At 67.6% G+C, this 12,116-nt stretch carries 8 protein-coding genes; 3 read left to right on the top strand and 5 right to left on the bottom strand.

Annotated elements, in window-relative coordinates; translation table 11 throughout:
- The first annotated feature begins 79 nt into the window (after positions 1 to 79).
- The gene (locus ACM2ZB_RS08900) at positions 80 to 1,834 is read left to right on the top strand and encodes a peptide MFS transporter (protein WP_416058212.1); all 1,755 of its coding nucleotides are present in this window, start codon (positions 80 to 82) and stop codon (positions 1,832 to 1,834) included.
- Positions 1,835 to 1,848: 14 nt separating this feature from the next.
- On the opposite strand, the gene ACM2ZB_RS08905 is transcribed toward ACM2ZB_RS08900, so the two are convergent.
- The 5 genes from ACM2ZB_RS08905 to ACM2ZB_RS08925 all read right to left on the bottom strand — a co-directional run bounded on the left by ACM2ZB_RS08905 (position 1,849) and on the right by ACM2ZB_RS08925 (position 10,315).
- Positions 1,849 to 3,237, bottom strand: coding sequence for a hypothetical protein (locus ACM2ZB_RS08905; RefSeq protein ID WP_416058213.1), 1,389 nt, complete (start codon positions 3,235 to 3,237; stop codon positions 1,849 to 1,851).
- 133 nt (positions 3,238 to 3,370) lie between these two features.
- On the bottom strand, positions 3,371 to 5,359 hold the full coding sequence (locus tag ACM2ZB_RS08910; protein ID WP_416058214.1) for an alpha/beta hydrolase family protein: 1,989 nt from the start codon (positions 5,357 to 5,359) through the stop codon (positions 3,371 to 3,373).
- A gap of 67 nt (positions 5,360 to 5,426) precedes the next feature.
- Positions 5,427 to 7,424 (bottom strand): alpha/beta hydrolase family protein, encoded by a 1,998-nt coding sequence (locus tag ACM2ZB_RS08915; RefSeq protein ID WP_416058215.1) that lies wholly within the window; start codon positions 7,422 to 7,424, stop codon positions 5,427 to 5,429.
- Positions 7,425 to 7,528: 104 nt separating this feature from the next.
- Positions 7,529 to 9,496, bottom strand: a complete 1,968-nt coding sequence (locus tag ACM2ZB_RS08920) for an alpha/beta hydrolase family protein (RefSeq protein ID WP_416058216.1) — start codon at positions 9,494 to 9,496, stop codon at positions 7,529 to 7,531.
- Positions 9,497 to 9,679: 183 nt separating this feature from the next.
- Entirely contained in the window at positions 9,680 to 10,315 is a 636-nt protein-coding gene (locus ACM2ZB_RS08925) for a LysE/ArgO family amino acid transporter (protein ID WP_416058217.1), read from the bottom strand.
- A 136-nt stretch (positions 10,316 to 10,451) separates the two neighbouring features.
- Between ACM2ZB_RS08925 and ACM2ZB_RS08930 the strand changes: the two genes are divergently transcribed.
- The gene (locus ACM2ZB_RS08930) at positions 10,452 to 11,357 is read left to right on the top strand and encodes a LysR family transcriptional regulator ArgP (protein ID WP_312736067.1); all 906 of its coding nucleotides are present in this window, start codon (positions 10,452 to 10,454) and stop codon (positions 11,355 to 11,357) included.
- A 136-nt stretch (positions 11,358 to 11,493) separates the two neighbouring features.
- On the top strand, positions 11,494 to 12,078 hold the full coding sequence (locus tag ACM2ZB_RS08935; protein WP_313435334.1) for a hypothetical protein: 585 nt from the start codon (positions 11,494 to 11,496) through the stop codon (positions 12,076 to 12,078).
- Positions 12,079 to 12,116: the final 38 nt, after the last annotated feature.

The following is a 12,116-nucleotide window of genomic DNA, read 5'->3' on the forward strand; positions in this document are numbered from 1 at the left end:
GCGGATCGCCCGGCGTGGCCCGGCGTTGCGTAGGGTCGCCGGGCGTGGCCCGGCGCTACCCGGCGCCTATAATCCGGCGATGAATTCCACCGCGATTGCTTCCGACGACTTCCTCGGCCACCCGAAAGGCGTCTACGTCTGCTTCTTCACCGAAATGTGGGAGCGCTTCTCCTTCTACGGGATGAAGGCACTGCTGCTGTTGTATCTCACCAAGTACCACCTGTTCGGCGACAAGGCCGGCCTGGACCTGCTGGGTGCCTATGGCGGCCTGGTCTACTGCATCCCGGTCTTCGGCGGCATGCTGGCCGACCGCTGGCTGGGCATGCGCCGGGCGGTGCTGTTCGGCGGCATCCTGCTGGTGCTGGGCCACCTGGGCATGGCCTTCGAAGGCCACGCCGCGTACCGGGTGAACGGTGAGGTGGTGCGCGATACCTCGGCGCTGGCCGTGACCTATCTGTCGCTGGCGCTGATCATCATGGGCGTGGGCTTCCTCAAGCCGAACATCTCCACCATCGTCGGCAAGCTCTACCCGCAGGACGATCCGCGCCGCGATTCGGGTTTCTCGCTGTTCTACGCCGGCATCAACCTGGGTGCGCTGTTCTCCTCGCTGGTCTGCGGCTTCCTGGGCGAAGCCTATGGCTGGAAGTACGGTTTCGGCGCGGCCGGCATCGGCATGGTGGCCGGTCTGGCGATGTTCCTGTGGGGCCAGAAGTACCTGCAGGGCCACGCCGAAGCGCCGCAGCCGGCGGCATTGAAGCAGAAGGTGCTGGGCCTGCCCCGCGAGTGGCTGATCTACCTGTGCGCGCTGGTGGGCGTGCTGCCGGTGGCGTGGCTGATGTGGGCCGCGGGCAACGGTGCCTTCGCCCTGGGCGGCGAGATCAGCCTGGCGCTGATGCTGATGCTGGTGGTGCTGGGCGGCGTGCTGGTCTGGTTCGCCTGGTTCACCGGCAACAAGTGCACCCCGGTGCAGCGCCAGCAGATGATCGCGCTGATGGTGCTGATCTTCATGGCGCTGGTGTTCTTCACGATGTACGAGCAGTCCTACGGCTCGTGGGTCACCTTCACCGATCGCCTGCTGACCAAGGACATCGTGCCGGCGCTGGTCATTACCGGCGGCACCCCGCTGCCGTGGTCGATCGTCTCGCTGCTGCTGGCACCGCTGGGCTTCGTGGTCAGCGCACGCCTGTCCGAGCGTCGCCCGGGCTCGAACGCGCCGCGTGCATTCTTCATCGCCATCGTCGCGCTGATGCTGGTGCTGCTGGTGCGCGACTGCCTGGTGATTCCGCAGACCGCCGGTTCGCTCACCTATCTGGGCGGCCTGTTCCTGGTGCTGCTGGCCCCCGCCTTCGCCGCGCTGTGGACCTGGATGGACCGCCGTGGCTGGGAGCCCGGCAAGCCGGTGAAGTCGGCCTGGGGCCTGGTGATCGGCGCGCTCTCATTCGTGCCACTGGCGCTGGCCGCGCAGCAGGTGGGCGCCACCGGTGAAATGGCCAGCGTGTGGTGGCTGGTGCTGGCCTACTTCCTGCTGGCCAGCGGCGAGATGTGCTTGTCTCCAGTGGGCCTGTCGGCGGTGACCCAGCTGGCGGTGCCGCGGGTGATGAGCCTGATGATGGGCACCTGGTTCCTGGCCACCGCGTTCTCGGAAACGCTGGCGGCGCTGTTCGGCAAGCTGGCGGCGATCGACGTGCCCGAAGGCGAATCCCTGGACATGGTGGCCGCGGCGGGTGCCTACGCGCACCTGTTCTGGCTGCTGATGTGGATCGGCCTGGGTTGCGCGTTGGCCGCATTCATCGCCGCGCCGTTGCTGAAGCGGATGATGCACGGGGTCAAGTGACCCCGTGCATCACTTCACAGGCCATTGCGCATGGCCTCGGCCATCTGCAGGCGCATGTCCTTGATCTTCTGACGGGTTTCCTCGTCAAGCGCAGAAGGATCGATGTTCTCCACGCGCAGCGCTGCGGGCATGAAGCGGCTGATGTTGGACGGCGCGCCCCACACGTCCACTACCGGCGTCGGCAGCAGCGCGCGCGAATGCAATGCAGGATGCGCGCCCGGGGGCAGCACCCACCCCTGGGTGTCTGCGTTCCACCGCAGGGTGGTGAAGCCGGTGAGAGTGGCTTCCGGGGCATCGCCGATGGCGTGGCGAAGCCCGGTCAACACCTGCCGGTACTGCTGTTCCAGCACCGCTTTGTCCTGCAAAGGCCCCATGACCGGCACCGGCAGATGGTCCAGGGATGGGACCGTACATTGGACTTCAAGCCGCGCCAGATGGCCTTCCTCGTCGATGAAGTGCGCCTGCACCGGCCTGCATTGGATCTTCTGCGGTGACGCTGCCGCGACGTAAGCCTCCACATCACTGCGCAGCGACCCGCGCAGGACCGGTGGTATCCAGAGCAGGATCTGGCTGACCAGTTCCGGCGCGGCAGGTTGTTCGCTTGTCTGGGCGGTGAAGGCGACGGACATCGCCGTTCGAGCAGCAGCATCAACTGGCCGCGGGGCGTTCACCTTCAGAAGGAGCTGCGTCAGCATCTCCGTAGCACTCCCATCTTCGTACCAATAGCGGCCGCCAGCGACCGACAGGAGCTGCAGTTCACCGCCACTTGCCATTGGCCAGCGCCGGTCCCGCTCCATGGCGGCCTCAAGGTCTGAAATCAGCTCACCTGCTGCCGGCCTTCTGCCCTCTGTCAGCAGGTTGATCGTCGCAAGCGCAAGCGCCCTGGGCGCCGACACGTAGGAGGTGATGCAGCGGTACTGAACATCCATGACCTTGGCATCAGCCGGCAACCGGCCGTCCCCGAAGCGCTTCAGTGCAATGCCCTGCAGCGGGGTATCCGGAGCCCGCTCACGCACCTCATGCGGCCCACAGCGCGACGCGCCGGCCAGTGTGGTCTGTGCCATCAGCTGGCGGGCCCTGGCGATGTCGGCGACGGACGTGTCATCACTGGAAAGCGCATCGATCCAGCTGTCGGTCAGTGCAGTCCCCAACGCCAGCGCGCGGATCATCATCCTGATCTCCGCCTCGGAACCTGCAGGCGGGTCGGCCTGCATGCCGATCAACCAGCGATGCAGCTGCAGACCTTCCTCATCCACCCGTGCCGTATTGAGAAGTGATCGCGTGACTTCCTCGACCTCGTAGGTCTGCTGGGCGTGCGCCTGCAGGGCAAGCACACCACCGAAGGCCAGGAACAGGCGCCCGCAGCGGGCAGCGATGGAGCGAAGGCGGGATTGAACGGCCATGGCAGTACTACGCAGAACAAAGGGAGGCCATCATTGCCGCCTGCCGAATCCACCGGCCATAGGAATTGTTTGAAACGGCGGCAGAAAATTCCTCGGTTACCGTGCGGCGGCGCCCCCCTGCCACCGCATGCACTCAAGGCGCCTTGGCCCTGCCCGGCGCTGCCGCCGGTGGCGCTGCGGTCGCTCCCCCCAGGCTGCGTGAAAGGAAGGCCAGCAGCCGCGTGTAGTAGTCGCGCTGGTTCGCTTCGCCGTACAGGCCATGCCCTTCGCGCGCGTAGTACGCCGCTTCCACCGGCACCCCGGCCTGCTTCAGGGCCGCCTCCATGCGTTCGGTGTGCTGCACCGGCGCACGCTGGTCTTCGCGGCCGGCCGCCAGCAGGACCGGCACCTTGATGGACGCGGCCAGGTTTACCGGCGATACCGCCGACAGCCCCGCCGGATCACCCAGCCAGTCACGCAGGTAGTTCAGGCCCGACGTACGGTCCTGGATGTCACCGCGCTTGAACATCAACGGCAGGTCGTAGACGCCCACATAGCCGGCGGCGCACTTGTACAGCCCCGGCTCGCGCACCGCCCCCATCATGGCCGAGTACGCACCGTAGCTGGCGCCGTAGATGCAGATGCGCTGCGCATCGGCGATGCCTTCCCTGATCGCCCAGCGAGTGGCATCGGTCACGTCATCCTGCATGGCCCGGCCCCACTGCTGCGCGGCCGCCTGGGTATGTGCACGGCCGTAGTTGCCGGACCCGCGGAAGTTGACCTGCAGCACCGCATAGCCCGCTGCGGCCAGCAACTGGTTGTCACGTTCGAAGCTGCCATCGTCGAAGATGCCGATCGGGCCGCCGTGCGGCACCACCACCATCGGCAGGCCACGGCCATCACTGCCCTGCGGCAGGGTCAGGTAGCCATGCAGGGGCAGCCCGTCGCGGGCGGCCAGGGTGACCGGGCGCACGCTGGCGCCGCCATCACGGTCGAACCAACGGTGGCGTGCAGTCAGGAAGGCCGCTTCGCGGGTGGCAGTGTTGAACAGGAAGAAGTCGCCGGGGTTGCGCGCCGAACTGACCTTCACCAGGATACGCGCGTTGTCGCGGGTGGCCGACAGCAGGCTGACCGACTGGCCCGGGAAGGCCTTTTCCAGCATGCGCTGGATCCGCGCGGTGGCCGATTGTTCGTCGAAGAAGGCCGTACGCGGGGTCGCACCCACGAACTGCACGCCGATCGGCACCCGCGTGCCCGGCTGGTGGATGACATGGGTCGGGTCGACCACGGCATCCTGCAGCAGGGTGTTCCGCTCGCCGGTCTGCGGGTTCCAGCTGACGACCACGTCAGGCCCCTTGGCCTGTTCAACGATCAGGTAGGCCAGCGTGTTGTCCGCGGAAAACCCGATGGGCCGTTCGATGCGATGGCTGCTGCCTTCATCGTTGACCAGTTTCCAGTGATCGCGATCCTGCCGGTAGTACAGCTTGTTGACGTTGTCCGCAGCGGCGCCGCGGGCGAAGCGCAGCTTGCCGCTGTTGTCGGTGGTGAACGTGGCCCGCTGCACTGGCGAACGCGATACCAGCATCCGCCGGCCGGTGATGACATCCATCCGTTCCAGGCGTGCGCTGGTGTCGTTGGCGAAGGGCCACAGCGAGATCAGCACGTTGCGTTCGTCACCGGCCAGCGGGTCGGCCAGGAAGGCGGCCACCGGTTCGACCACGCGCCCGGTCACGAAGCCCGGTTCGTCCGGGCGTGCGCGGTAGCCCACCAGCAGATCGCCGCGCTTGCCGTTGGCATCGATGGCATACAGCTCGCCGGTGGGCCGCGGCTCGTCCAGCGCGCCCCACTTTTCGGCCAGGCCGATCAGCAGGCGGGTGTCGCTCACCCAGTCGACCGTGTCGGCATGGTTGTTGCGCGGCGGGCGGAAGCTGCCGACCAGCGCCATGCTGTCGGTGCGCAGGATGGCCACGGCGGTGGCATCTTCCAGCGGCAGGGTCATCGCCAGGTACTCGCCGGTGGGCGAGAGCTGGATGTCGTTGAATTCGGCGCGGCGCAGATAGTCGTCCAGTGCGACATCGGCCGCCCCGGCATTGCATGCGCAGGCCAGGGCGAACAGCCCGGCCAGCAGGTGCCTGTAGTTCATGGTTCCCCCCGGAAACCGGGCAGCCCGCTGCCCGGCGTGATGGCGCGCGTGCCGCGCGCCGGTGGCTTCACGGTGCCTTGCGCTCGCCGGCCGCTGGCGTCGCTGCCGGCGCCGCCGACGCCGTTGCTCCGCCCAGGCTGCGCGAGAGGAAGGTCAGCAGCTTGCCGTAGTACTCACGCCGGTGTTCCAGCGTGTAGAAGCCGTGCCCTTCGGTCTTGAAGTACAGGCTTTCCACCGGCGTGCCGCTGCGCTTGAGCGCCGCCTCCATGCGTTCGGTGTGCTGCACCGGGGCGCGCTTGTCTTCGCCACCTGCGGCCAGGAACACCGGCACCTTGATGCGCCCGGCCTGGGTCACGGCCGACACTTCGTCCAGCTTCTTCGGGTCGCCCAGCCACTCGCGCAGGTAGGTCATGCCTGACGCGCTGTCCTGGATGTCGCCCCGGTTGAACATCATCGGCAGGTCGTACACCCCCACATAGCCGGCCGCACACTGGTACAGACCGGGTTCGCGGGCGGCGCCCATCATGGCCGAGTAGGCACCGTAGCTGGCGCCATAGATGCAGATGCGGTCCTTGTCGGCCATGCCCTGGGTGATCGCCCAGCGCGTTGCGTCGGTGACATCGTCCTGCATGGCGCGGCCCCACTGTTCGGCGGCCGCCTGCCCATGGGCGCGGCCATAGTTGCCCGAGCCGCGGAAATTGACCTGCAGCACCGCGTAGCCTGCAGCAGCCAGCAGCTGCGCTTCGCGGTCGTAGCTGCCATCGTCGAACACACCCAGTGGCCCACCGTGTGGCACCACCACCATCGGCAGCGCGCGCCCTTCGGTGCCCGCCGGCCGGGTCAGGAAGCCGTGCAGGGCCAGGCCATCGCGCGCCTTCATCTGGAACGGAGTGACCGTGGCAGCACGCGCGACATCGATCCAGTCGCTGCGGCTGACCAGGTATTGGGCGTTGCGCTTCTTGATGTCATACAGGTAGAAATCGCCTGGATTGCTGCCCGACCACACCTTCACAAGCACCTTGCTGCCATCGCGGGTGCTGGAAGTGATGTAGACGCCCTGCCCCTTGAAAGCCGTTTCCAGGCCACGGTAAAGGCGTGCGTCGGCCGAGGCTTCATCGAAGAAGCGCGTGCGCGGCACATCGCCCATGTACAGCGCGCCGACCGGAATGGACGTGCCGGGGCGGTAAAGGATGCTGGACGGGTCGACCACCTCGTCGCGCAGCACCGTCCGCCGCTCGCCGGTCTGCGGGTTCCAGCTGACGATGGCATCGGGCCCCTTCGGCTGCTCGCTCTGCAGGTAGGCCAGCACGCCGTCTTCGGAAAAGCCGACAGCGCGTTCGATGCGGCCGCTCAGCACCTCGTTGTTGACCAGCTGCCACTCGCCGCCGGTGGCGGCACGGTAGTAGAGCTTGTTGACGTTGTCGGTGTCGGCGCCGTGGGCGAAGCGGACATTGCCGCTGGCGTCGGTGGTGAAGCTTGCGCGGCGCACCGGCGAACGCGCCAGGATCGTGCGCTGGCCGCTGAGCACGTCCATGCGCTCGGCACGGGTGAAGGGTTCGTCGCTGAAGGGCCACACGGCGATGACCACGCTGCGCTCTTCGCCCGGCAGATCATCGGTGAGGAAGCCGGCCACCGCTTCGGCCTTCTTCGGCTGGATGCGCGTTCCCGCGCCGCGGTCCGACACCCGGTAGCCGACCAGCAGGCTGGCGCGCCCACCATCGGCGTTCATGCCCATCAGCTCGCCGGTCGGGCGCGGCTCGTCCAGCGAACCGAACTTCTCGGCCAGGCCGATCAGCAGGCGGTTGTCATTGACCCAGTGGAAGCTGGTCGCGTGGTTGTCACGTGGCGGGCGCATGCTGCCCACCACGCTGTGGTCGGACGTACGCAGAATGGCCACGGCGGTGAAATCGTCGCCCGGCAACGTGGTCGCCAGGTACTCGCCATTGGGCGAGATCTTGATGTCCTTGAACGCTTCCTGCCGCAGATAGGCATCCAGATCGACCGCCTGCGCCGCGCCCGACGACAGGACCGCCGCCAGCACGGCAGCGCTGAGATAGCTGTACATCCCTTTCCCCCTTGCACCCGGACACCCTGTCCGGGGATTGCCGATTCTAGGCAGGCCATGGCCGCGCCCGCCAGTGAAGGTCGTGTCGGTTCCCCGCGCCCCGCTCAGGGCGCCTTCTCCGCATCGCCGGTGGCCTGCACCTGTGGCGTTGCGCCACCCAGGCTGCGCGACAGGAACGCCAGCAGGCGGCCGTAGTACTCGCGGCGATGGGCCTGGGTATAGAAGCCATGGCCTTCGGTGCGGAAGTACAGCGCTTCCACCGGCGTGCCGGCACGTTCCAGCGCGGCCTGCAGGCGCTTGCTGTGTGCGATGGGCGCACGCGCATCCTCGCCACCGGCAGCCAGGAACACCGGCACCTTGATGCGGTCTGCCAGCGCCACCGGCGATACCTCGCCCAGCGTGGAGGGATCGCCCAGCCACTGCTGCAGGTAGGCGGTGCCCGAGTCGCTGCCAGCCACGTCGCCGCGCGTATACATCAGCGGCAGATCGTAGACCCCTACGTAGCCGGCAGCACAGCGGTACAGGCCAGGCTCGCGGATGGCCCCCATCATGGCCGAGTACGCACCGTAGCTGGCGCCGTACAGGCAGATGCGGTCCTTGTTGGCGATGCCTTCGGCAATGGCCCAGCGGGTGGCATCGGTCACATCGTCCTGCATGCGGCGGCCCCATTGCCGCACGGCCGCGCGGGCGTGCGCGCGCCCGTAGTTGCCCGAGCCACGGAAGTTCACCTGCAGCACGGCATAGCCTGCGGCGGCCAGCAGCTGCGTCTCGTGGTTGAACGCACCATTGTCGAATTCGCCGATGGGCCCGCCATGTGGCAGTACCACCAGGGGCAGGTCGCGGCCGCTGCTGCCATTGGGCAGGGTCAGGAAGCCATGCAGGTCCTGGCCGTCGCGCGCCTTCAGCTGGAAGGGCCGCACGCTGGCGGTCTTTTCCGGATCGAACCATTCGCTGCGCGCCATCAGGAAACGCGCCTGGTTGCGGTCCAGGTCGTACAGGTAGAACTCGCCGGGGTTGGCCCCGGACCAGGTTTCCACCAGCAGCCGGCGGCCGTCGCGGGTACTGGAGGTGATGAACACCGCACGCCCGGGGAAGGCCGCTTCCAGGCTGCGGTACAGCCGCGCATCGGCCGAGGTTTCATCGAAGAACCGGGTGCGCGGGCGGTCGCCCAGGAACAGCGCACCCACCGGCACCCGGCTGCCCGGGCGGCGGATCAGCCGCGCCGGATCGACCACCTCGTCGCGCAGCACCACCTTGCGTTCCTGCGTGGCCGGGTTCCAGCTGATGATGGCATCGGGCCCGCTGGCCTGCTCGCTCTGCAGGTAGGCCAGCTGGCCATCGGCGGAAAAGCCCAGCGCCGCCTCGATGCGGCCACTGCGCGTTTCGTCGTTGACCAGTGCCCAGTCGCCGCCGTTGCGGTGGTAGAGGCGGCTGCCGTTGTCGGCGGCGGTGCCGTACACGAAGCGGACCTCGCCCTTGCCGTCAATCGTGTAGGCCGACGCCGGCAGCGGTGCACGGACCAGGGTCTGCCGCTTGCCGGTGGCCAGATCCAGCCGGGCCGCATAGCCATTGGCATCCAGGCGCGACCCGCCCATGGCGATGACCACCTCGCCATCGTTGTCCGGCAGGGTGTCACTGAGGAAGGCAGCGGCACCGCTGTGGTAACGGGGCCGCAGGCGCAGGCCCAGGTTGCGGTAGCCGACCAGCACCTCCGGGCGCCCGGTGCGCGCGTCCAGCGACAGCAGTTCGCCGGTGGCCCAGGGCGCATCGCGGGTACCGAACTTCTGCGCCAGGCCGAACACCACCTGATCGTTGTTGACCCAGTGCATGTTGAAGACATGCGAATTGCGTGGCGGCCGCAGGCTGCCCACCGGCGTGTTGTCGTCCGTGCGCAGGATGATCAGGGCGGTGAAGCCATCACCGGGCACGGTCGCGGCCAGGTAGTCGCCACCGGGCGACAGGATCACATCTTCGAACTTGTCCGTCCGTACATAGGCATCCAGATCAACTGCGGCTGCGTTTCCCCAGCCCATGCCCACCGCCACAAAGGCGGCCAACCAGAATCCGCGCATCCTTCCCCCTCCCTGCCTGGACCCCTTGTCCCGGCTGGCCGATTCTAGGCAGGCCTGCGCCCGCCCCGCCAGTGGCGCGACGTTGCCGGCGCGGAAAAGACGACGGCACCGTTTCCGGTGCCGTCGTTGCCACTACCTTGGAGAGAGAGTCAGGACGTGGGTTCGGGGGGCGTGCGCCGGGGGTCAGTGGACCCCGCGCACCGCCAGGGTAAGGGCCAGGATGCTGAGGATCACCGCGATGGTGCCGTCGAGCACGCGCCAGGTGCTGGGCTTGGTGAACAACGGCGCCAGCAGGCGGGCACCCAGGCCCTGCGCGGTCAGCCACAGGCAGCTGGCGGTGACCACGCCGGCGGCGAAGGCCATGCGTGCATTGCCGAAGTTCTCGGCGATCGAACCGATCACCATCATGTCCAGCCAGAAGTGCGGGTTGATCAGCGAGAAGCCGACCGCAGCCAGCAGCACCGCGCGGCGGCTGCCGTCATCGCTGTCGGCCTCGCCCATGCCACCGCCACCGGCGAAGGCACGGCGCGCAGACTTCATCGCATACCAGGCCAGGAAGGCCACGCCGGTCCACAGCACAGCGGTGGTCAGCCACGGCAGCGTGGTGGTAAGCGTGCGCAGGCCGGCCACGCTGGCGAAGATGAAGAACGCATCGATGGCCGCGCAGGTGGCGACCACCGGCACGATGTGCTTGCGCAGGATGCCCTGGCGCAGGATGAAGGCGCTCTGGGCGCCGACCACGGCGAACAGGCCGATGCCGGTAGCTGCACCAGAGAACCAGGCACCGAGGCCGGTGCTGGCGGAGATGACCGAGAACATGGGGTGACTGCCTTTTCTTGCTTGGGGGGCGGTGCCTCGCGAAGGCGGACAGCACCGGAACGGGCGCCATTGTCGCGCCGCAACATTTAAAAGACGAGCTAAACTTACTAAACCAACATTAGCGGAGCTTAATTCGATGCGTATCGATCACGCCCAGCTGCGGGCCCTGGCCGCGGTGATCCGCGAAGGCAGCTTCGATCGCGCCGCGCAATCGCTCAACGTCACCCCCTCGGCCATCTCGCAGCGGGTCAAGGCGCTGGAGGACCGGATCGGCCGGCTGCTGGTCAAGCGTGGCACCCCGGCCACCGCCACCGCCGAGGGCCAGCTGCTGGTGCAGCTGGCCGAGCAGACCGCCCTGCTGGAACACGACGCCCTGCACCGCATGGGCCTGGCCGATGAGGATCTGCCCCAGGCCAGCATCCCGGTGGCGGTGAACCACGACAGCCTGGAAACCTGGTTCCCGCAGGCCGCCCAGCAGTTCGCGCAGCGCACCGGCACCACCCTGGACCTGCGCGTGGAGGACCAGGACCACACCGTGGAACTGCTGCGCCAGGGCACGGTGCTGGGGGCGGTGACCACCCTGGACGAGCCGGTGCAGGGCTGCCAGATCCATGCCTTGGGCAGCATCCGCTATGCGGCAACCTGCACGCCCGAGTTCCGCGAGCGCCACTTCGCCAAGGGAGTGACGGCGCAGGCGCTGGCCCAGGCGCCGGTGCTGGTGTTCAACCGCAAGGACGACATGCAGTCGCGGTTCGCCCGGCGGATGGCGGGCGATGACCTGCCCAGTACGGCGCCGACCTGGTGGATTCCGTCCACGCGGGCGTTCGTGCAGGCGAATCTGGGCGGGCTGGGCTGGACCATGAACCCATTGCCGCTGGTGAAGCGCCATCTGGATGCGGGGCGGCTGGTGTATGTGCGGCAGCGGGCGTGGGAGGACGTGCCGCTGTACTGGCAGCACTGGAAGGGGGATGTGCAGACGATGGCGCTGCTGACGCAGGCGGTGTTGGAGGCGTCCAGCACGCTGGTACGGCGGAAGCGGTAGTGCCGGCCGCTGGCCGGCAGCTTCAAAAGCAGAGGCCTGCATTCCGTGGGTTGGCGGGGTGGGTCCGGTTGCGGCGCAATGGGCTCTGACCCCATTTCTGTGCCAGCATCGCGGCAACCGTCTTGGGAGCTGGGCGATGCAGACCGAACCGGTGTTCCTGCATATCCGCGTGGTGATGGGGATCATCCTGGGCCTGTCCATCACCACCCTGCTGAAGGGACTGGCGCAGGTGATCGAGCATCCGCAGCGGCGTGGGCGTTCTGCGCTGCATCTGTGCTGGGTGGCCTGGACGCTGGTGTCGCTGGTCACGTTCTGGTGGTGGGAGTTCCGCCTGATCGAGGTGCATCGGTGGACCTTCGAGACGTATCTGTTCGTGATCGGCTACAGCGCGACGTGGTTCCTGTTGTGCGCGCTGCTGTTCCCCGATGACCTGCGCGAGTTCGGCAACTACGGTACATACCTGATGCAGCGCCGCCGCTGGATCTTCAGCGTGATTGCGGCACTGACGCTTCTGGACCTTGTGGATACCGCAATCAAGGGGCAGAGTCGCTGGCGCCTGCTGGGCGAGGCGTATCCGCTGCACACGGCGCTGATGCTGGTGGTCTGCGTGCTGGGCTGGAACCTGCGCAGCGCGCGTGGACAGGTGGTCCTGGCCAGCGTGGCGCTGGCGTACCAGATCGGGTACTTCGCGGCGGAGTACTTCACCATCGGCAGCGATTGAACGCTTCCGCCAGGCAGGGCCTGGCGCTAACCAAGGAA

Source organism: Stenotrophomonas maltophilia (assembly GCF_047782825.1).
GTDB lineage: Bacteria > Pseudomonadota > Gammaproteobacteria > Xanthomonadales > Xanthomonadaceae > Stenotrophomonas.